General features: G+C 61.4%; 16 protein-coding genes and 1 tRNA gene. 11 read left to right on the forward strand and 6 right to left on the reverse strand.

Features of this window, described 5'->3' with window-relative positions; translation table 11 throughout:
• Nucleotides 1-207: 207 nt before the first annotated feature.
• Nucleotides 208-1,431 carry a serine hydrolase domain-containing protein gene (locus ABSE61_RS31870; protein WP_423875144.1) on the reverse strand — a complete coding sequence of 408 codons (1,224 nt, stop codon included), beginning with the start codon at nucleotides 1,429-1,431 and terminating at the stop codon, nucleotides 208-210.
• 180 nt (nucleotides 1,432-1,611) lie between these two features.
• On the opposite strand from ABSE61_RS31870, the gene ABSE61_RS31875 reads away from it, so the two are divergent.
• Nucleotides 1,612-1,687 (forward strand) — tRNA-Trp (locus ABSE61_RS31875).
• Between the two features lie 623 nt (nucleotides 1,688-2,310).
• Here ABSE61_RS31875 and ABSE61_RS31880 read toward each other — a convergent pair.
• The 5 genes from ABSE61_RS31880 to ABSE61_RS31900 are packed head-to-tail and all read right to left on the reverse strand — an operon-like array spanning nucleotide 2,311 to nucleotide 8,401.
• Entirely contained in the window at nucleotides 2,311-3,324 is a 1,014-nt protein-coding gene (locus tag ABSE61_RS31880) for an alpha/beta fold hydrolase (RefSeq protein ID WP_423875157.1), read from the reverse strand.
• Nucleotides 3,325-3,352: 28 nt separating this feature from the next.
• On the reverse strand, nucleotides 3,353-4,969 hold the full coding sequence (locus ABSE61_RS31885; RefSeq protein WP_423875145.1) for an ABC transporter ATP-binding protein: 1,617 nt from the start codon (nucleotides 4,967-4,969) through the stop codon (nucleotides 3,353-3,355).
• Nucleotides 4,966-5,793, reverse strand: a complete 828-nt coding sequence (locus tag ABSE61_RS31890; RefSeq protein ID WP_423875146.1) for an ABC transporter permease — start codon at nucleotides 5,791-5,793, stop codon at nucleotides 4,966-4,968. The genes ABSE61_RS31885 and ABSE61_RS31890 overlap by 4 nt, the downstream gene beginning before the upstream one ends.
• Nucleotide 5,794: 1 nt before the next feature.
• Nucleotides 5,795-6,766: an ABC transporter permease gene (locus ABSE61_RS31895; protein WP_423875147.1), complete on the reverse strand. Its 972-nt coding sequence runs from the start codon at nucleotides 6,764-6,766 to the stop codon at nucleotides 5,795-5,797.
• Nucleotides 6,767-6,769: 3 nt separating this feature from the next.
• Nucleotides 6,770-8,401, reverse strand: a complete 1,632-nt coding sequence (locus ABSE61_RS31900; protein WP_423875148.1) for an ABC transporter substrate-binding protein — start codon at nucleotides 8,399-8,401, stop codon at nucleotides 6,770-6,772.
• Nucleotides 8,402-8,646: 245 nt separating this feature from the next.
• Here ABSE61_RS31900 and ABSE61_RS31905 point away from each other — a divergent pair, with 245 nt between their 5' ends.
• The 10 genes from ABSE61_RS31905 to rpoC all read left to right on the forward strand — a co-directional run.
• The gene (locus ABSE61_RS31905) at nucleotides 8,647-9,027 is read left to right on the forward strand and encodes a hypothetical protein (RefSeq protein WP_423875149.1); all 381 of its coding nucleotides are present in this window, start codon (nucleotides 8,647-8,649) and stop codon (nucleotides 9,025-9,027) included.
• 335 nt (nucleotides 9,028-9,362) lie between these two features.
• On the forward strand, nucleotides 9,363-9,554 hold the full coding sequence (gene secE / locus ABSE61_RS31910; protein ID WP_423875150.1) for a preprotein translocase subunit SecE: 192 nt from the start codon (nucleotides 9,363-9,365) through the stop codon (nucleotides 9,552-9,554).
• Nucleotides 9,555-9,577: 23 nt separating this feature from the next.
• On the forward strand, nucleotides 9,578-10,111 hold the full coding sequence (nusG, locus tag ABSE61_RS31915; RefSeq protein ID WP_423875158.1) for a transcription termination/antitermination protein NusG: 534 nt from the start codon (nucleotides 9,578-9,580) through the stop codon (nucleotides 10,109-10,111).
• A 130-nt stretch (nucleotides 10,112-10,241) separates the two neighbouring features.
• Entirely contained in the window at nucleotides 10,242-10,670 is a 429-nt protein-coding gene (gene rplK / locus ABSE61_RS31920) for a 50S ribosomal protein L11 (RefSeq protein ID WP_027554142.1), read from the forward strand.
• Between the two features lie 6 nt (nucleotides 10,671-10,676).
• On the forward strand, nucleotides 10,677-11,369 hold the full coding sequence (gene rplA / locus ABSE61_RS31925; RefSeq protein ID WP_423875151.1) for a 50S ribosomal protein L1: 693 nt from the start codon (nucleotides 10,677-10,679) through the stop codon (nucleotides 11,367-11,369).
• A 92-nt stretch (nucleotides 11,370-11,461) separates the two neighbouring features.
• Nucleotides 11,462-12,409: a 2-hydroxyacid dehydrogenase gene (locus tag ABSE61_RS31930; protein ID WP_423875152.1), complete on the forward strand. Its 948-nt coding sequence runs from the start codon at nucleotides 11,462-11,464 to the stop codon at nucleotides 12,407-12,409.
• Between the two features lie 545 nt (nucleotides 12,410-12,954).
• A complete protein-coding gene (gene rplJ / locus ABSE61_RS31935) occupies nucleotides 12,955-13,473 on the forward strand; it encodes a 50S ribosomal protein L10 (protein ID WP_423875153.1) in 519 nt (172 codons plus the stop codon).
• A 52-nt stretch (nucleotides 13,474-13,525) separates the two neighbouring features.
• Nucleotides 13,526-13,903: a 50S ribosomal protein L7/L12 gene (gene rplL, locus ABSE61_RS31940; protein WP_423875154.1), complete on the forward strand. Its 378-nt coding sequence runs from the start codon at nucleotides 13,526-13,528 to the stop codon at nucleotides 13,901-13,903.
• A gap of 418 nt (nucleotides 13,904-14,321) precedes the next feature.
• Nucleotides 14,322-18,440, forward strand: a complete 4,119-nt coding sequence (gene rpoB / locus ABSE61_RS31945) for a DNA-directed RNA polymerase subunit beta (RefSeq protein ID WP_423875155.1) — start codon at nucleotides 14,322-14,324, stop codon at nucleotides 18,438-18,440.
• Nucleotides 18,441-18,568: 128 nt separating this feature from the next.
• Nucleotides 18,569-20,949 (forward strand): DNA-directed RNA polymerase subunit beta' (gene rpoC, locus ABSE61_RS31950; protein ID WP_423875156.1); only part of this gene is annotated, 2,381 nt, incomplete at its 3' end.

The raw sequence follows: 20,949 nt of genomic DNA on the forward strand, positions 1-20,949 counted from the left end.
GATTTCGAAGCGACAATCGCCAGCGCAGTCGCATGGGCGTTCGTCGCCCACATCCGAACCCTCACGCGGCGCCTCGCAAGAGCTTGAAATCAAATGAAATCATTATGAGTCGGACACTTAGGCAGTCGGCAGACACCCTGCGCGACAAGGTCTGGCTGTGGTTATGGGGCCCGGCTCGCGCTTTCACTTGGCCGGGACGACGACGCGTTATTCAATCGCCGCGTACACCAGATTGCGCACCAGCGTTCGGGTGTAGACGCGCTGGCCGGGCGCCTGCGACATGAAGATGGCGAACAGGTCTTCCTTCGGATCGATCCAGAAGAAGGTGCCGCCCATGCCGCTCCAGAAGAACTGACGGACCGAACCCGAAAACGGAGCGATGCCTTCTTGCGTGCGGACGCCAAAGCCGAGACCGAAGCTGTGGCCTGCTTGCGTCAGCGTGCCCATGATCTTGACGCTAGCGTCGAGATGATCGGACGCCATCCATTCCAGCGTTTTAGGGCCGATGATTCTGGTGCCGTCGAGTTCGCCGCCATTGAGCAGCATTTGCGCGAAGCGGGCATAGTCCATGGTGGTGGAGACAAGACCGCCGCCGCCGGATTCGATCACCGGCTTTTCAAGCATGTTGAAGAGCTGCACCTTGTCGCCGGTCCAGGGATCGGCCGCAAACGGCTCCGCCAGCCGGTGAGCGTTTTCGTCGCCGGTAAAAAAACCGGTTTCGGTCATTTGCAGCGGCGCCAAGATGCGTTCGTTCAGAAACGCGCCGAGTGATTTTCCGCTCACGATTTCGATGAGGCGGCCGAGGATGTCGGTCGAGCGGCTATAGTTCCACTCGGCGCCGGGCTGGCAGATCAAGGGCAGGCTCGCGACGAGTGCGGCATGCTCGGCATTGTCGATCTTGCGGCTGCGTACCCGCGACTGCTGATAGAGCTGTTGCACCAGACCGTTACCGGTATGTTCGTACGTGATGCCGGAGGTGTGACGCAGCAGATCCTGGATGGTGATTGGCCGCTTAAGCGGCACGAGATCGAGCTTGCCGTTGTTTTCGACGCCGACTTTCTGGTTGGCAAATTCCGGGATGAATTTGGCAAGTGGATCGTCGAGCAGGAAGTGGCCTTCCTCGAGCAGCATCATGACGCCGATCGAAACGATCGGCTTGGTCATGGAAAAGATGCGGAAGATCGTATCCCGCGTCATCGGCGCGCTTGCGGCAGGGTGTTGCTTGCCCAGCGCGTCGAACCAGCCGATCTGGCCGCCTCTGGCGACCATGACGGCTGCGCCGGGCATGGTTCCCTTGTCGATCTCGCGCTGGAAGACGTCGGACATCCGCTGCAAGCGTGACGGCGACAACCCCAGCGATTCCGGCTTCGCTTCCGGCAAAGGCGGGGTTTGTGGGGGAAGGGCCGGCTTCGTGGCTGATTGCGCGGACATGGCGGTCTCCCTTTATTTATTGTCTTGATTATCGTCGTTGCCGGGTCTGTTTGACCTTGGCGCGGCCGGGTCGGAAAACCAAAACATGGGGCGAGGATGCCACCGGACGCTTCGCGCTTGCAATCCGCCCCCGCGCCATGCTTGAAACGGCGCGGAACGGCGGCGACGCACAGTTCCCACAGGAGTGTAGCTCAATTGGTAGAGCACCGGTCTCCAAAACCGGGGGTCGCAGGTTCGAGCCCTGCCACTCCTGCCAGCGAAGTCAAAGACTTAGCGGCATTTCCTCTCGAACACTTCTAGAACATCCCGCCTCTTGGGATCGACTTGGGACCAAAGTCGTCTAGACGCTGCTCTTCGAAAGGCTCGCGATGGTTTCCGCGACTTTGGCGTCTGCCTTTTGGACCATCGGGCATAGGACCGGCATTGCCTTGGCGTGGATCGGCTCAGCCCACGGCATTCGGTGATGTCAAGGCAACATGCCCGGCTCGACGAGCTTCATTCGAGGATTGGATGCCAACCAATTTTTGATGCACTCTTCCCGCGTAGCCCCGGTCGCCACCACGCAGCGAACCTTCCGGCCTGCGCGTTGAGCAGTTACAATCTGAGAAATCCAAGGACGATCATCGGTCATTGGGCCTTCGACTGAAAAGGTGCCTGCGTTGTCGTCCCTCAAAACTAGAAAGAATGGTTTTTGAGCCACCGGAGCCGGTCCTTGCGAAACTCACCACCAAGACATTAGCAGGAAATCACCGGAGCCGGATAGTTAGGAAACACGCCGGGCATCGGCGCGAGGTTGCCGACCTGCCTATTGACGACGCGGAATAGCGCGATGATCGCGGGTTGGCGGCAGCGAATCGGGCCCGCTTGGTAAGCCGGGCCTTATCCCGCGAGCAAACTCCCAACGGCCATCTTGAGGAAGGCGGCATCTGCCGGACTGGCGCTCGGATTGCCGGCGCGATGACCCCACACGCTCGGGATCGGCCGCAAGCTCCCGCTAGTCAGTTGGGCGATGTCGGCGGCGTTATCGGCGACGCGGAAATAGAGATCGGTCTCGCTCGGCATCAGCAGTACTTGCGCCTTGATCGCGCGCAGCGCTCGTGCGAGATCGCCGTCGTAAAGCGCGTTCGCGCTGATGTCGCCGTGAAACCAGGCGTGTGCCTGCGCATAAAGGTTCGCCGCGCGGCATTGCGAAAACCGCTCGGCCCAATTGACCCGGACGAAGGTTTCGAGGTCGGGCGCGCCAAGCACGCTCTTGTAGAGGCCGGCGCGGTAAAAATCCTGGCTCAGGCCCCAGCCGGCATAAATATGGCCGAAGGCTTTCAGCGCCAATAAAGGCTCGCTTGAAAAGCGGCCATTGCCGATATGCTCGGGCGCGGCTTCAAGGGTGCGCAGCAGGCCGGACAGAAAAACCTTGTTGTGATCGGCCGTGCGGGCGCTGCCGCAGACCACGAAGGCGCGTGCGACCATATCGGGGTAAAGCGCCGCCCAATGATAGGCCTGCATGCCGCCCATCGAAAATCCGTAAACGGCGGCGAGCCTGTCGACACCGAGCATTTCGGTGACGAGACGGTGTTGCGCCCGCACATTGTCAGCGACGGTGACAAGCGCGGGATAATCCGGCGTCTCCGCCGCGCCCGAGGATTCGCCGTTCGAGAACATGCCGACGGCAACGATGCACCAGCGCGTGGGATCGAGAATGCCTTCCGGGGAAACTTGCCAGGACAAATCCGCAAGGCGTGCGGAGTAGCTTGAGGGGTAGAGGATGAGATTGTCGCGCTTGGCGTTGAGCGTGCCAAAGCGTTGCCAGGCGAGGTGCGCGTCGCGGATCACGCCGCCTCTTTCCACGGCAAAATCGCCGAGCGCGAAGCTGCCTGATTCAGTCTCCCAATTCAGGGCCGTTCCACAAAAGCTTTAGTCAGGATCATGATGCTTTCCGGTCTTGCCAGTTGCCCCCGGGCACGGCGGCGAACAAGGCCTTGGTGTAGGGATGCTGTGGATTGAAGAAAATATCGGCGGTCGGCGCCACTTCGACTACCTCGCCCTGTTTCATCACGGCGATGCGGTCGCAGACCTGTAACGCCACCCGCAGATCATGCGTCACCAATAGCATGCTCAGATGCAGCCGCGCCTTGATATCGGCAAGAAGCGCCAGCACCTGCGCCTGCACCGAGACGTCAAGCGCCGAGACCGGCTCGTCGGCGACGAGCACTTCCGGATGGAGCGCGAGCGCCCGCGCAATCCCGATCCTCTGGCGCTGGCCGCCGCTGAACTCGTGCGGAAAGCGCTGCGCCGCGGAGGGGTCGAGCCCGACGAGGCCAAGCAGCGCCTGTGCCTCCTGGCGCGCTTTGGCGGCCGGCGTGCCGTGGATGATGGGGCCTTCCGCGACAATGTCGATGACGCGTTGCCGCGGATCGAGCGAGGCATAGGGATCCTGAAACACCATCTGCACGCGCTTGCGGACCGGGCGGAGCTGACGGCGCGACAGTTGCGCGATGTCGGCGCCGCCGAGCCAGATTTCGCCGCCGTCGATCGGCATCAGCCGCGTGATGGCACGCGCCAGCGTGCTCTTGCCGGAGCCGCTCTCACCGACAAGGCCGAGCGTCTCGCCGCGACGCAGTTGCACGGTCACGCCGGCCAGAGCCCGCGTGACCCTTCCGCTAAACAGGCCTCGCGCACCGTAGGTCTTGGCGACATCCCGCGCCTCGACGATGAAGGGTTGTGTATTCGCCGGCCGCGCCATCGGCGGTGCAAGCTTCGGCACAGCCGATATCAAGGCCTTGGTATAGGGATGGCTGGGGGCGCCAAGCACCGCGCCGGCCGTGCCGCGTTCGACCAGAATGCCGCGCTGCAGCACCGCGACCTCATCGGCGATATCGGCGACAACGCCGAAATCATGTGTGATGAAAAGAACCGACGTGCCGTGCTCACGCTGTAGTTCGCGGATCAGATAGAGGATCTGCGCCTGCGTCGTGACATCGAGGGCGGTGGTGGGTTCATCGGCGATCAACAGGCATGGATCGAGCAGCAAAGCCATGGCGATCATGGCGCGCTGGCGCTGGCCACCGCTCAATTGGTGGGGATAGGAGCGGAGGATGCGCATCGGCTCCGGCAGGTGAACGCTGTCGATCAATTCCAGCACGCGGGCGCGTCGAGCGCCTTTCCCGAGCGAGGTGTGAATGCGCAGCACTTCGTCGAGCTGGCGGCCGATCGTGTGCAGCGGGTTCAGTGCGGTCATCGGCTCCTGGAAGATCATGCCGATTTTTGCACCACGAATCTCGCGCATCTTGTCTTGCTGCGCATGGGCGAGATCCTGGCCGTCGAACAGGATACGGCCGCTGCCGACGCGCACATGCGGACCGGGCAACAGGCCAAGGATCGAGCGCGCGACCAGCGATTTGCCCGATCCGCTTTCCCCGATCAGGCAGGTCACTTTGGCGGCTCGCAATTTGAGGTCGATATCGCTGACGGCATTGGCGCGGTCGGCACCGGGCGGCAACGCGATCGTGAGCTTCTCGAGTTCGAGCACGGTCTCGTTCATCGCTCACGCAGTCTTGGATTGAGGGCTTCGTTGAGCCCGTCGCCGATGAGATTGATGCCGAGCACCGTGAGCAGGATCGCGATGCCTGGAAAAGTGCAGATCCACCAGGCGGAGCGCAGCACCGCGCGCCCCGCGCTGATGATCAGCCCCCAGCTCATGATGTTCGGGTCGCCGAGACCCAGAAACGCCAGGCCGGCCTCGAGCAAAATCGCGGTGCCGATCAAGAGCGAGCCGACCGCGATGATGGAGGAGGCGCAGTTCGGCAGCATATGATGGAAGATGATGCGCGCATCGCTGGCGCCGAGGCCCGCGCAGGCCTGCACGAACTCGCGGCCGCCGAGTGCGACGAATTCCCCGCGCACTAGCCGCGCGATGCTCGGCCAGGAGACGGCGGCGATAGCGATAATTTCGCTCGTCACCGAAGGGGAGAGAATAGCGACGATCAGCAAAGCGAAGATGAAGGCCGGGATGGTCTGGAAGAACTCAGTGACCCGCATCAAGGCGGTCTCGGTCTTGCCGCGATAGTAGCCGGCGAGCCCGCCGAACATCGCGCCGAACAAGATGGCCGCCAGCGTCGCGCCGACGCCGATGATCAGCGAGGTGCGTGCGCCGTAAGCGATTTCCGCCGCGACGTCACGGCCAAGCGTATCGGTGCCGAGCCAGAAGCGTCCGCCCGGCGGCTGCAAGGCGGGCCCCGCGAGCTTGAACGGATCATCGGGGTAGATGATCGGCGTCAGCGCGACCAGCAGGAACAGGCAAAAGAGTACGGCCGCACCGAACAGCGCCATCCGGTTACGTGCGAAACGCGCCAGGCCCGCCCGCATCTCAAGTCTCCATGCGCGGGTCGAGCATGAAATAGAGCACGTCGACGACGAGGTTGATGATCACGACCAGACAGGCCGAAATGAAGAAGATCGCAAGAAGCAAATTGAGGTCGCGCGATTGCAGCGCGTTGAAGGCCAGTGTGCCGATGCCGGGCCAGCCGAACACGGTTTCCACGACGATCGAACCGCCGATCAGATTGCCGGCCTGAACGCCGGCCAGCGTCACGATGGGTAACAGCGCGTTGCGCAGAACATGACCTGTCATGATGCGGCGCTCGGTCTGGCCCTTGGCGCGCGCCGTCGTCACGTAATCCATGCCGGTTTGCTCCAATACGGACGCGCGCATGAGGCGCGCATAAAGCGCAAGATAAAACAGTGCGAGCGAGACGGCCGGCATCACGAGATGGCGGCCGATGTCCCAAACCTCGGCCCATCCTTCATGACCGGCGCCGACGGTGTCAAACCCGCTGGTCGGTAGCCAGCCGAGGCGGATCGAAAAGATCACGATCATCATCAGCCCGAGCCAGAAGCCGGGCGTCGCGTAGGCCACAAGGCTCACCAGCGAAATCACACCGTCACGCCAGGAATTTCGTCCCGTCGCGGCCACAAGACCAAGCGCGATGCCGAGCGCCAGAGCGGCTCCGAAGGCCGTCAACATCAACAGGCAGGTCGGCCCGAGCCGTTCAAGGATCAGGCCAGAGACATCGGCATCATTGCGGTACGAATAGCCGAGGCTAAAATGCGCCATGTTGGAGACGTAGTTTAAAAACTGCATGCCGAGCGACTGGTCGAGGCCGAATTTGTGGCGCAGCTCGTCCATATATTCCGAAGTCGCAGCACCACTCTCGCCGGCGAGCACCGAGGCGGCATCGCCCGGCGCCAGATGGATCAACAGGAAGTTGAGCACGATGATCCCGAAGATCACGGGCAGGGCGGTCGCGAGCCGGTATCCGATGTAGCGGGCGAAACGCACGGCTTACTTTTCCAGCCAGGCCCGTTCGAAAGCCTGCTGCGTGCCGAGGGGGCCGGTGGTGTGATCGCGAAGCTTTCGATAGAAGACCGAGACATATTGCACGTCGATCAGCCAGATCAGCGGGCAATCTTCGGCGAGAATCTGCTGCGCCTTTTTATACAGCGCGGCGCGCTTCTCATGGTCCTGCTCGCGCATCGCCGTGTAGAGAATGTCGTCGAATTCCGGATTGGAATAAAAGCTGTCGTTGACGAAGGTCACGCCCTTGCGGATCTGCGTCGTCAGATATTGCTTGTTCAGGCCATAGACCGGATCGACGCCCTGGCTGAGGAAGGGCTCGTTAATGTCGTAATCGTAATTGGTATAGACGCGCCGCAGCCAGGTCGCGGTATCCTCGGAGCGCAGCGTCAGATCGATACCGACGATTGCGAGCGCCTGTTTGAGATATTCGGCCTGGCGCAGCCATTGCTCGCCGAACGAATTGACTTCGAGATGCATGCCGAAGCGCATGCCGTTGGCACCGCGCGGCAGGCCCGCGCCGTCGAGCAGCTTGTTGGCAATCTCGAGACGGTCGGGCACGTCGTAATTCCGAACGTCGCCGGTGTAGAATCCAACGGTCTTGAACAGCCTTGAGAGCGGACCGGTGGCCGGCTGACCGTAGCCATACATGACATCGCGCAGGATCACCTTGCGATCGATCGCGTAAGCAATGGCCTGTCGCACTTCTTTCTTGTCGAGTGGCGGATGCTTGGCGTTAAGCTCGAGCACGCTCAAGGCGGGCGTCATCTCGTAGCCCTTCGTCGTCGTGTCAAGGATCGGGTTGGTCTTCATCCGCGCCAGATCAGCGTAATTGACTGCGCTATAGCCGGCGAAATGCGCTTCGCCGGTCTCAAGCGCGGCCGAGCGCGTCGCGGCGTCCGGGATGAAACGCGCGATGATGTGATCGAGATAGGGCAGACCCGGCTTCCAGTATTTGTCGTTGCGGTCGAGCCGTACGAACTGGCCGCGCTCCCATTGTCCGAATTTGAACGGCCCGGTTCCGATCGGCTTGTTGGCCGAAGGATTTTGCAGAATCTGCGTTCCCTCGAAAACCGATTTGCACATGATCGGCAAATCACGTCCGGCAAGCGCCTTCATGAGATAGGGCGCGGGATTGTCGAGACGCAGAACCGCCGTCATGGCGTCGGGCGTGTCGACGGCCGTGAGTTCGTTGAGCAGCAGCGGCGCGAAGGGGTGATATTTCTTCAAAATCTCCATGAAGGAGAATTGGACGTCGGCGCTCGTGAACGGATTGCCGTTATGGAAGACGACGCCTTCGCGCAGCTTGAAGGTAATTGACTTGCCGTCGGGCGCGGTCTCCCAGGAAGTTGCAAGATTGGGCTGGGGATTTTGATCCCAGTCGTAGGTCACAAGACCTTCGTAAATCTGGGTGGCGATCGGCGGGATATTGCCGGCGGTCACGGCATAGTGAGCGAGTGTGGAAGGCTCGGGCTGCACGATCATGACCATGGTGCCGCCACGCACCGGCTGATCGGCCTTCTCATCAGCTATGGCGAAACCGCTGCCAAAAAGAGTGCCAGACGATGCAGCCAACCCGAGCGGCAAAGACAAAGCGGCGCGGCGTGAAATTTTACTCAACTGCGAATCGTCGACCAAAATGCGAACTCCTTGATGGAGCTCGAAACGAAGCAATTGGCATGCCAGCTGTGCGGGTAATTTCTGCATACCGCGCGGGTGGCCTGAACCGCGACAACCGCCGCCTGCTCGCGATCCGGCCGACGATACAGACACGGCTCGGGAACCGGGAACGAAAGGCTTTCGTCTGCGATTGTTCGTCGTCCGCTTTGTCGGGCTTATCTTCACACAAATGATGGAGTTTTGTGATGAGACGAATATCGCTGGCTTTAGGCCTCATCGCTGCGGCGTGCGCCGCCACGGCCGCCTCGGCCGAGACGATCAATCTGACCGGCACCTACCGGTGCATCCAGATGTGCCGGGACGGCATGCTCGGCGCCGCCACTTTCGTCACGCAAAATGGTGATGCCGTGAATCTCACGACCGAGACGGGCGAGTCATATCGGGCTTGGCCCGACTGGAACGCGCCTGCGAGCCGGATCTGGATCGATGCGCGCGGCGAGGGCGCTGTCTATTCGCCCGACGGCATGCGTATTCAGTTCGATGACGGCCGCGTCTGGCAACGCGAGATCCTGCCGCCGCCGCCCGTGGTTGTCCGCCGCGCGCCGGTGGCCTACTACGCCAGATAAGCTTAAAGACCGGGCCAGCGCGCCATTGCGCTGTGCCCGGCTTTGACTTTGCGGTTTTGACCTTGCAGTTAAGGCTTTATTCGCGGTCCTTGCCGGATCGGCCAGGCCGGGAGGGGCCTCCTGCCACCTTGACCTTTAGGCGGGTCCGCAGTACATAGCCGCCACCTGCTGCCGGCCCGTTAGATGCGGATATCCGGCGCGGCTTTTAAATCCCCGAACAATCGAGCCCGCGTGCCGGCTCAACCTTCAAACGAGGGCTGGGTCCTAGCGGGCTGTTCGGATTCCTAAGATCAACAAGCTTTAGTTCGTCTGACGACGGATGCGGACCCCTAACGATGGCGATCAGCCCGTTTAAATTCTTGCAGGAAGTGCGCTCGGAGACCGCCAAGGTGACTTGGCCGACCCGCCGCGAAACCATGATCACGACGATGATGGTGTTTGTGATGGTGGCACTCGCCTCGGTATTCTTTTTCGCATCCGATCAGATCATCCGTTATTTGGTCACTTTGGTCCTGGGCATCCACTGATGGCAAGCACCGCAACGCAAACGATGGATAAGCGCTGGTACATCGTCCACGCCTATTCCAATTTTGAAAAGAAGGTCGCGGAATCGATTCGCGAGCAGGCCAAGCAGCGCGGGCTCGAGGAACTGTTCGAGCAGGTGCTGGTGCCGATCGAAAAGGTCACGGAAGTGCGCCGCGGCCGCAAGATCGACGCGGAACGGAAGTTTTTCCCGGGCTATGTCCTGGTCAAGATGAAGCTGACCGACGAGGCCTTTCATCTGATCAAGAACACCCCGAAGGTGACGGGCTTCCTCGGCGCGGAAAACAAGCCGATGCCGATCTCCGAAACGGAGGCGATGCGCATTCTGCATCAGGTGCAGGAAGGCGTGGAGCGCCCGAAGGCTTCGGTCTCGTTCGAGATCGGCGAGAATGTGCGCGTGGCGGACGGACCGTTTGCTTCGTTCTCCGGCGTCATCGAGGAAATCGACGAGGCGCGTTCGCGCGTGAAGGTCGCGGTGTCGATCTTCGGCCGCGCCACGCCGGTCGAACTGGAATTCGCTCAGGTCGAAAAGGTGGCCTGATCCGAAGTGGAGGCGGCAACGCCTCTAAAAAGAGGACGTGGGAGGTGAGGGCGGTTGCCAGCCGCACTCGAACCGAACCACGGAACCTGAAACCGCTGATCTTTCGGGGTCGGCACAACAGGAGTGAACCATGGCAAAGAAAGTGACCGGATACCTGAAATTGCAGGTGCCGGCGGGAGCGGCCAATCCGTCGCCCCCGATCGGTCCCGCGCTTGGTCAGCGCGGTCTCAACATCATGGAGTTCTGCAAGGCGTTCAATGCGCAGACGCAGAAGGAAGAAAAGAACACCCCGATCCCGGTGATCATCACCATTTACGCGGACCGTTCCTTCACCTTCGAGATGAAGACGCCACCGATGTCCTTCTTCCTCAAGCAGGCCGCGAAAATCCAGTCCGGGTCGAAAGCTCCAGGCCGCGACAAGGCCGGCAAGGTGACTAAAGCGCAGGTGCGCGAGATCGCCGAGAAGAAGATGAAGGATCTCAATTGCGACACCATCGAGTCGGCCATGAAGATGGTCGAGGGCTCAGCCCGCTCGATGGGTCTTGAAGTTGCGGGGTAACGGGCAATGGCAATCGGAAAACGTACTGAGAAGGCCCGCGAGGGCGTCGATCGCGAGAAGCTCTATCCGCTCGTGGACGCCATCAAGATGGTCAAGGAACGAGCGAAAGCGAAGTTCGACGAAACCGTCGAGATCGCGATCAATCTCGGCGTCGATCCGCGTCACGCCGACCAGATGGTTCGTGGCGTGGTGACACTGCCGAACGGCACCGGCCGCACCTTGCGTGTCGGCGTGTTTGCGCGCGGCGCCAAGGCGGAAGAAGCCAAGGCTGCGGGCGCTGACGTCGTCGGCGCTGAAGACCTCGTCGAGAAGGTGCAGGGCGGTACGATCGATTTCGACCGCTGTATCGCCACCCCCGACATGATGCCGCTGGTCGGCCGCCTCGGTAAGGTGCTTGGACCCCGCGGCATGATGCCGAACCCGAAGATCGGTACGGTGACGATGGACGTCGCCACCGCTGTGAAGGGCGCCAAGGGCGGTTCGGTCGAGTTCCGGGTCGAGAAGGCCGGTATCGTCCAGGCCGGCATCGGCAAGGCCTCTTTCTCGGAAGAGAAACTCGTCGAAAACGTTAAGGCGCTCACGGATGCGGTCGCCAAGGCGAAGCCAGCGGGTTCGAAGGGCACTTACATCCAGCGCGTTGCGGTTTCCTCGACCATGGGACCGGGCGTGAAGGTCGAGCCGGGCAGCATTCTCGGCTAAAGCTTTTAAATGGCGGATCGAAAACAATGGAGCGGGATCGGGCAACCGGTTCCGCTCTTTGTTTTATAAGGGTCGATGAAAGGGGTGATGGCATGCCGGAGAAGGTGTTGATCTATTCGAAGTTCCCCAAGGCGCTGATGGTGCGGATCGGGCAGCGCTTCGAATTGTTGGACGCGGCCGGCAAGCCACCCACTGAGGTTTTCTTCGCGGGCGAGCTTTCCGGCATTCGCGCCGTGATCACCGCCGGCGGCACGGCGCTTCCGGGTAGCGTCATGGACACGCTGCCGTCGCTGCGCGCCATCGTCTGCTACGGCACCGGCTATGACGGCGTCGATTTGGCGGCCGCAGGCGAGCGCGGAATCGCCGTCGGTCACAGTCCGGGGGCGAACGCCGCAAGCGTCGCTGACCTCGCCGTCACGCTGATGCTTGCGACAACGCGGCGGATTCTCCCGGCCGACGAATTCGTGCGCGACGGAAGCTGGGCTGCTTCGAAACCGTCGCCGCTGTTGCGCCCGCTGCCGGGCAATCCTGGCCGCCGCGTCGGCGTCTACGGCATGGGTGAGATCGGCCGCAAGATCGCAGGCCGAATGGCGGCGTTCGAGACCGAGGTCGGCTATTTCAGCCGCAGCCGGCAAGAGCTGCCATATCGCTATTTCGAAAGCCTGGAAGCGCTTAGCGAGTGGGGCGACGTGCTGATGATCGCGGTGCGCGCCAGCACGGACACCCATCACGCCGTCAATGCCGATATTCTGCAAAAGCTCGGGCCGGACGGCTATGTCGTCAACATCGCGCGCGGCTCGGTCATCGACGAGGCGGCGCTGGTTACAGCGCTGACGAACAACACCATCGCCGGCGCGGGCCTCGATGTGTTCGAGAAGGAACCGCATCCGCAAGGCGCGCTGACCGGCTTGCTGAACGTCGTGCTGACCCCGCATATTGGCGGTCATACCGCCGACTCGCACGCCGCGATGCAGGACTGCGTGATTGCCAATCTCGAGGCGTTTTTCGGCGGAAAACCGCTCGTCTATCCAGTGCGCTAGCGACCGTTTTCACCTGCTCGAAATTAGCCCTTGGCAAGGCGGAAAAGACCCGTTAAAGAGGCCCCTTCCGGACGTGCTGGCGATAGCTGGCGCGTCTGTGCTCGCTTTCCGAAAGAGAACGAATAGGAGACCTTATCCTTTCAGGACATTCCGTATGAATGGCTCGAAAGGAAGGGGAAACCGTCGTTTGAGAGGAAATCAGGCAGGGGCAGGCCGGTTTACCGGTTTAAGCCTCGATCCTGTCCAAGACTGCAGGCGCCCGCGATAAACGAAAGTTTTTCAACGGCTTAATCGCATGGCCTGCATAGACGGGTGAAGACCAGATTTTGCTCCGATACCGCGGGCTCCCGCGCTTCGGAGATTTGGTTCGAACCTCGACACCCCGCGCCCACAAGGCTCGGGAGGGCAGGCGTTTCAATGTCGTTCTGCCCGACGGGTCCTTAAAAGCCTTCGTGTCTTTGAGGTCAGGTTGAGGCAGGACGATGGGTGCAACCCGGCGGTCCTGGCCTTGGGGCTTTTAGACCGCCAACCGGAGAGAGCTTGCTGTGGAAAGAGCGGCAAAAAAGGACGCGGTCGAGGAGCTGAACGGTCTGTTCAAGACCACCAGCGTTGCGATCGTCGCCCACTATTCCGGCCTTACCGTCGCCCAGATGCAGAAGCTGCGCATGCAGATGAAGCAGGCGGGCGCCTCGGTGAAGGTCTCGAAGAACCGTCTCGCCAAAATTGCTCTTGAAGGCACCGACGTCGTTTCCATCGGCTCCCTTCTGAAGGGACCGACCGTGATCGCGACTTCCAACGATCCGGTAGCGGCGCCGAAGGTTGCCATCGAATTCGCCAAGACGAACGAGCAGTTCGTCATTCTCGGCGGCTCGATGGGTAAAACCGTCCTGGATGTGAACGGCGTGAAGGCGCTCGCCTCGCTGCCGTCGCTGGACGAACTGCGCGGCAAGATTGTCGGCCTCCTCGTGGCGCCGGCGACCAAGATCGCTCAGCTCTCCACAGCGCCCGCGGCCAAGCTCGCGCGCGTCATTCAGGCCTATGCCTCAAAGAGCGAAGCGGCCTGACCCTTCGCAATTCAAACCTGGTTCGAACCAATACGCTTAAGGAAACAGATCAATGGCTGACCTACAGAAAATCGTCGACGACCTCTCGAGCCTGACCGTGCTCGAAGCTGCCGAACTTGCAAAGCTCCTCGAAGAGAAGTGGGGCGTGTCCGCCGCAGCCGCAGTTGCGGTCGCCGGCCCGGCCGGTGGCGGTGCCGCCGCTGCCCCCGCGGAAGAAAAGACCGAGTTCACGGTCGTGCTTGCCGCCGCCGGCGACAAGAAGATCGAGGTCATCAAGGAAGTCCGCGCCATCACCGGTCTTGGTCTCAAGGAAGCCAAGGACCTGGTCGAAGGCGCTCCGAAGCCCGTCAAGGAAGGCGTCAACAAGGACGAGGCCGACAAGATCAAGGCTCAGCTCGAAAAGGCTGGCGCCAAGGTCGAGCTCAAGTAATTCGCGTTATGACAGGCTCCCGCCGGGTTCCACCCGGCGGGCTGCCAACACGAGAATGTGTGGGGATTGATGGGGATACCCCTCGATTTTCCACGATTGCCATCCCATATCGGGGCGGCAGCACGAAAACTCGGCCGGCAGGAGGAACCGCAAGGTTTCGCCGCGAGCCGTTGGGAGATTGGCAATTTCGGGCTTTGCAGTCCGTGACGAAGCGGTTTTTGACGTGCGGGTGCGTTAGAGCGCCCCGTGCGTCGCTTTGCGTTCTTTAAGACTGGATACTTCGATTCAGGATCTTGACGTCCTGGCGAGAGGCGAACTGTCCAAAAGGACGAAACTAAATTCAACTCCGAAAAGCGATTTCGACAATCGCGGTTTCGGAAAGGTTCGCCCCTCCGGGGCGACGAAATGAGAGGCCACGATGGCGCAGCAGACGTTTACCGGTCGCAAACGCGTTCGCAAGTTTTTCGGACACATCAAGGAAGTCGCGGAGATGCCGAACCTCATTGAGGTTCAGAAGGCGTCCTATGACCAGTTCCTGATGGTGGACGAACCTCCGGGCGGCCGGCTCGACGAGGGCCTGCAGGCGGTTTTCCGTTCCGTATTCCCGATCTCGGATTTCTCCGGCACCTCGATGCTGGAATTCGTCCGTTACGAATTCGAGCCGCCAAAATACGACGTCGACGAGTGCCGTCAGCGCGGCATGACTTTCGCTGCGCCGCTAAAGGTGACGCTGCGCCTGATCGTGTTCGATATCGATGAGGAAACCGGCGCGAAGTCGGTGAAGGACATCAAGGAGCAGGACGTCTACATGGGCGATATTCCGCTCATGACGATGAACGGCACCTTCATCGTCAACGGCACCGAGCGCGTCATCGTCTCCCAGATGCACCGTTCGCCCGGCGTGTTCTTCGACCACGACAAGGGCAAGACGCATTCTTCCGGCAAGCTGTTGTTTGCCGCGCGCGTGATTCCGTATCGCGGCTCCTGGCTCGACATCGAGTTCGACGCCAAGGACATCGTGTTTGCGCGTATCGACCGTCGCCGCAAGATCCCCGTGACCTCGCTGATGTTCGCGCTCGGGCTCGACGGCGAGCAGATCCTTTCGACCTTCTACAAGAAGATCGCCTACAAGCGCGGCAAGGAAGGCTGGCGCGTGCCGTTCGACGCCGCCCGTTTCCGCGGCTATTCCACCATCAATGACCTGATCGATGCCGATACCGGCAAGGTGGTGCTGGAAGCCGGCAAGAAGCTTACCGTGCGCGCGGCCCGCCAGCTCCAGGAAAAGGGGCTGAAGGCGCTGCGGATGTCGGATGAGGAGTTGGTCGGCAACTATGTCGCCGAGGACCTAGTCAATCCGAAGACCGGCGAGATCCATGCCGAAGCCGGCGAAGAGCTTACCGACAAGCTCCTGAAGGTGCTGAACGAGCAGGGCTACAAGGAACTGCCGATCCTCGACATCGACCACGTCAATGTCGGCGCCTATATCCGCAACACGCTGCATGCCGACAAGAACATGACGCGTGAAGACGCGCTGTTCGACATCTACCGCGTGATGCGTCCGGGCGAGCCGCCGACGCTGGATTCGGCGCAGGCGATGTTCCAGTCGCTGTTCTTCGATTCCGAGCGCTACGACCTGTCCGCGGTCGGCCGCGTCAAGATGAACATGCGCCTCGAACTCGATGCGCCCGACACCCATCGCACACTGCGCAAGGAAGACATCCTCGCCGTCATCAAGACGCTGGTCGACCTGCGCGACGGCAAGGGCGAGATCGATGACATCGACCATCTCGGCAACCGCCGGGTGCGCTCGGTCGGTGAATTGATGGAGAACCAGTACCGCATCGGCCTGCTCCGCATGGAGCGCGCGATCAAGGAGCGCATGTCGAGTGTCGATATCGACACCGTGATGCCGCAGGACCTGATCAATGCCAAGCCGGCGGCCGCCGCCGTGCGCGAGTTCTTCGGCTCCTCGCAGCTCTCGCAATTCATGGACCAGACCAACCCGCTGTCGGAGATCACCCACAAGCGCCGCCTGTCGGCGCTTGGCCCGGGCGGTCTGACCCGCGAGCGTGCCGGCTTCGAGGTGCGCGACGTGCATCCGACGCATTACGGCCGTATCTGCCCGATCGAAACGCCGGAAGGTCCGAACATCGGCCTGATCAATTCGCTGGCGACGTTCGCCCGCGTCAACAAATACGGCTTCGTCGAGACGCCGTATCGCAAGGTCAAGGACGGCCGGGTCACTGACGAGGTGGTCTATCTCTCCGCGATGGAGGAAGGCCGCCACCACGTGGCGCAGGCCAACGTGGCGCTCGATAACCGCGGCCGCTTTACCGACGATCTCGTGGTCTGCCGCCATGCCGGCGACGTGGTCATGATCTCGCCGGACAAGGTCGACTACATGGACGTGTCGCCGAAGCAGCTCGTGTCAGTTGCCGCGGCCCTGATCCCGTTCCTGGAAAACGACGACGCCAACCGCGCGCTGATGGGCTCGAACATGCAGCGTCAGGCCGTGCCTCTGGTGCGCGCCGAAGCGCCGTTCGTCGGCACCGGCATGGAAGGCGTGGTCGCGCGCGATTCAGGGGCTGCGATCGCCGCCCGCCGTACCGGCGTGATCGACCAGATCGACGCTACCCGTATCGTGATCCGCGCGACGGAAGATCTCGATCCGACCAAGTCGGGCGTCGATATCTACCGGCTGATGAAGTATCAGCGCTCCAACCAGTCGACCTGCATCAACCAGCGTCCGCTGGTGAAGGTCGGCGATGTCGTCAAGAAGGGCGACATCATTGCCGATGGTCCCTCGACCGATCTCGGCGAGCTCGCGCTCGGCCGCAATGTGCTGGTCGCGTTCATGCCGTGGAATGGCTACAACTTCGAAGACTCGATCCTGCTCTCCGAAAGAATCGTGAAGGACGACGTCTTCACCTCGATCCACATCGAGGAGTTCGAGGTGATGGCCCGCGACACCAAGCTCGGGCCTGAGGAAATCACCCGCGACATTCCGAACGTTTCGGAAGAAGCGCTGAAGAACCTCGACGAAGCCGGCATCGTCTATATCGGCGCCGAAGTGCGCGCCGGTGACATCCTGGTCGGCAAGATCACGCCGAAGGGCGAAAGCCCGATGACACCGGAAGAAAAGCTTCTGCGCGCGATCTTCGGCGAAAAGGCTTCCGACGTTCGCGACACCTCGCTCCGCGTGCCTCCGGGTGTGCAGGGCACGATCGTGGAAGTGCGCGTCTTCAACCGTCACGGCGTCGACAAGGACGAGCGTGCGCTGGCGATCGAGCGGGAAGAGATCGAGCGTCTGGCCAAGGACCGCGACGACGAACAGGCGATCCTCGACCGCAACGTCTATAGCCGCCTGGCCGAATTGCTTGAGAACCGGCAGGGTATCGCCGGTCCGAAGGGCTTCAAGAAGGACACCAAGATCACGCGTGCCGTGCTCGAGGAGCATCCGCGCTCGCAGTGGTGGATGTTTGCATCCCCTAACGACAAGCTGATGGCCGAGATCGAGGCCATGCGGAAGCAGTACGACGAGTCGAAGAAGGGGCTCGAACAGCGCTTCCTCGACAAGGTCGAAAAGTTGCAGCGTGGCGACGAGTTGCCGCCCGGCGTGATGAAGATGGTCAAGGTCTTTGTCGCGGTGAAGCGCAAGATTCAGCCGGGCGACAAGATGGCCGGCCGTCACGGCAACAAGGGCGTGGTGTCCAAGATCGTTCCGATCGAGGACATGCCGTTCCTCGAGGACGGCACCCATGCCGACATCGTGCTCAATCCGCTGGGCGTGCCTTCGCGCATGAACGTCGGGCAGATTCTCGAAACCCATCTCGGCTGGGCCTGCGCGGGTCTGGGCAAGCGCATCGGCCAGACGGTCGATGCCTATCTCAGCAAGCAGGACGTCAAGCCGCTGAAGGAGACCTTGAAGAAGATTTACGGCGATGAAGAGACGATCAAGTCGCTGAACGACAGCGAATTGATCGAGCTTGGCCGTAATCTCAGCCACGGCGTGCCGATTGCGACGCCGGTGTTCGATGGTGCCAAGGAAGCGGACATCGAGGAGATGCTGAAGCTTGCCGGGTTGGACGCCTCGGGCCAGTCGACCGTCTATGACGGGCGGACGGGCGATGCCTTCGATCGAAAGGTGACTGTGGGCTACATCTACATGCTCAAGCTGCATCATCTCGTCGACGACAAGATCCATGCGCGCTCGATCGGTCCGTACTCGCTCGTCACCCAGCAACCGCTGGGCGGCAAGGCGCAGTTCGGCGGCCAGCGTTTCGGCGAAATGGAGGTCTGGGCACTCGAGGCCTATGGCGCCGCCTACACCCTGCAGGAAATGCTGACGGTGAAGTCGGACGACGTCGCCGGCCGCACCAAGGTGTACGAGGCGATCGTTCGCGGCGACGACACGTTCGAGGCGGGTATTCCCGAATCCTTCAACGTGCTGGTCAAGGAAATGCGTTCGCTCGGCCTCAACGTCGACCTGCACAATTCGAAGGTCGGCAACACGCCGACCTCGGAGGCCGCTGAGTAAGAACAAGCGTACCCGGCGCGGATTTCGCGCCGGGTGTTCGCGCTGCCTTTTTTCAAAGTGCGCGCGAGGGCTGAAGTCTAGGAATTCGAATTTGCTGCCGGTGACGGCCGGCACGCGAGGAGAAGACGATGAACCAAGAAATTATGAATCTGTTCAATCCGACGACGCCGGCTCAGGTCTTCGACCAGATCCGGATTTCGATCGCGTCGCCGGAAAAGATTCTGTCGTGGTCCTATGGCGAAATCAAGAAGCCTGAGACCATCAATTACCGCACCTTCAAGCCGGAGCGCGACGGCCTGTTCTGCGCGCGCATCTTCGGGCCGATCAAGGACTACGAGTGCCTGTGCGGCAAGTACAAGCGGATGAAGTACAAGGGCATCATCTGCGAAAAGTGCTCGGTCGAAGTGACGTTGTCGCGCGTCCGGCGCGAGCGCATGGGCCACATCGAGCTGGCCGCGCCCGTTGCCCACATCTGGTTCTTGAAGTCGCTGCCGTCCCGCATCGGCCTTCTGCTCGACATGACGCTGAAGGATCTCGAGCGGATTCTCTACTTTGAATATTACGTCGTGCTCGAGCCGGGCCTGACCTCGCTCAAGGACCGTCAGTTGCTGTCGGAAGACGAGTACCTGAAGGCGCAGGACGAATTCGGCCAGGATTCCTTCACCGCCATGATCGGCGCGGAAGCGATCCGCGAGCTGTTGAAAGGGCTTGAGCTCGAGAAGCTCGAGACCACCTTGCGCGCCGAGATGCAGGAGACCGACTCCGACATCAAGCACAAGAAGCTCGCCAAGCGTCTGAAGATCGTCGAAGCCTTCCGCTATTCCGGCAACAAGCCGGAGTGGATGATCCTGACCGTGGTGCCGGTGATTCCGCCGGACCTGCGGCCGCTGGTGCCGCTCGATGGCGGCCGCTTTGCGACCTCGGACCTCAACGACCTCTACCGCCGCGTCATCAACCGCAACAACCGCTTGAAGCGGCTGATGGAGCTGCGCGCGCCCGACATCATCATCCGCAACGAAAAGCGCATGTTGCAGGAGGCGGTTGACGCCCTGTTCGACAACGGCCGCCGCGGCCGCGTCATCACCGGCGCCAACAAGCGTCCGTTGAAGTCGCTCGCCGACATGCTCAAGGGCAAGCAGGGCCGTTTCCGTCAGAACCTGCTCGGCAAGCGCGTCGACTATTCCGGCCGTTCGGTGATCGTGGTCGGTCCCGAATTGCGCCTGCATCAGTGCGGCCTGCCGAAGAAGATGGCGCTCGAGCTGTTCAAGCCGTTCATCTATTCGCGGCTCGACGCCAAGGGTCTGTCGACCACGGTGAAGCAGGCCAAGAAGCTGGTTGAAAAAGAGCGGCCCGAGGTCTGGGACATTCTCGACGAGGTGATCCGCGAGCATCCGGTGCTGCTCAACCGCGCGCCGACGCTGCATCGCTTGGGCATTCAGGCGTTCGAACCGGTCCTGATCGAGGGCAAGGCGATCCAGCTTCACCCGCTGGTCTGCGCCGCGTTCAACGCCGACTTCGACGGCGACCAGATGGCCGTGCACGTTCCGCTGTCGCTGGAAGCCCAACTGGAAGCACGCGTCCTGATGATGTCGACCAACAACATCCTGCATCCGGCCAATGGTCAGCCGATCATCGTGCCGTCGCAGGACATCGTGCTCGGCCTCTATTATCTCTCCATCATGCGCGAAGGGCTGCCCGGCGAGGGCAAGCTCTACGGCGAGATGGCCGAGATCGAGCATGCGCTGCATTCGAAGGTCATCCACCTGCATACCAAGATCAAGTATCGCTGGGAGGGCCTCGACGAGGAGGGCAAGCAGGTCAAGCGCTGGATCGAAACCACCGCGGGCCGCGTGATGCTCGGCAACGTGCTGCCGAAGTCGACGAAGATACCGTACGACGTCATCAACAAGCTGATGACCAAGCGCGAAATCTCCGGCGTGATCGATCAGGTCTACCGTCACTGCGGCCAGAAGGAGACGGTGATCTTCTGCGACCGCATCATGGCGCTCGGCTTCTACAATGCGTTCAAGGCCGGCATTTCGTTCGGCAAGGACGACATGGTGGTGCCGCACGGCAAGTGGAAGATCGTCGACACCACGCGTACGCTGGCGAAGGATTTCGAGCAGCAGTACAACGACGGTCTGATTACCCATGGCGAGAAGTACAACAAGGTCGTCGACGCCTGGTCGAAGGCGACTGAAGAAATCGCCAAGGAGATGATGAAGGAAATTTCCTCGACCAAGAAGAATGCCAAGGGCGTCGAAGCCGACATCAACTCGATCTACATGATGGCGCATTCGGGTGCGCGCGGCTCGCCGGCGCAGATGCGTCAGCTCGCCGGCATGCGCGGCCTGATGGCCAAGCCGTCGGGTGAGATCATCGAGACGCCGATCATTTCCAACTTCAAGGAAGGCCTGTCGGTGCTCGAATACTTCAACTCGACCCACGGCGCCCGCAAGGGCCTCGCGGACACCGCGTTGAAGACCGCGAACTCCGGCTACCTGACCCG

The sequence above is a fragment of the Bradyrhizobium sp. genome, assembly GCF_049519115.1.
In the GTDB taxonomy this organism is placed as follows: domain Bacteria; phylum Pseudomonadota; class Alphaproteobacteria; order Rhizobiales; family Xanthobacteraceae; genus Bradyrhizobium.

Bases quoted from the DNA above. Each gene is read 5' to 3' on its own strand.
- ABSE61_RS31870 (WP_423875144.1), bottom strand. From the start codon at position 1,431: ATGTCCGCGCAATCAGCCACGAAGCCGGCCCTTCCCCCACAAACCCCG.
- rplA (WP_423875151.1), top strand. From the start codon at position 10,677: ATGGCAATCGGAAAACGTACTGAGAAGGCCCGCGAGGGCGTCGATCGC.
- rpoB (WP_423875155.1), top strand. From the start codon at position 14,322: ATGGCGCAGCAGACGTTTACCGGTCGCAAACGCGTTCGCAAGTTTTTC.
- rplL (WP_423875154.1), top strand. From the start codon at position 13,526: ATGGCTGACCTACAGAAAATCGTCGACGACCTCTCGAGCCTGACCGTG.
- ABSE61_RS31930 (WP_423875152.1), top strand. From the start codon at position 11,462: ATGCCGGAGAAGGTGTTGATCTATTCGAAGTTCCCCAAGGCGCTGATG.
- nusG (WP_423875158.1), top strand. From the start codon at position 9,578: ATGGATAAGCGCTGGTACATCGTCCACGCCTATTCCAATTTTGAAAAG.
- rplK (WP_027554142.1), top strand. From the start codon at position 10,242: ATGGCAAAGAAAGTGACCGGATACCTGAAATTGCAGGTGCCGGCGGGA.
- ABSE61_RS31890 (WP_423875146.1), bottom strand. From the start codon at position 5,793: ATGCGGGCGGGCCTGGCGCGTTTCGCACGTAACCGGATGGCGCTGTTC.
- secE (WP_423875150.1), top strand. From the start codon at position 9,363: ATGGCGATCAGCCCGTTTAAATTCTTGCAGGAAGTGCGCTCGGAGACC.
- ABSE61_RS31905 (WP_423875149.1), top strand. From the start codon at position 8,647: ATGAGACGAATATCGCTGGCTTTAGGCCTCATCGCTGCGGCGTGCGCC.
- ABSE61_RS31885 (WP_423875145.1), bottom strand. From the start codon at position 4,969: ATGAACGAGACCGTGCTCGAACTCGAGAAGCTCACGATCGCGTTGCCG.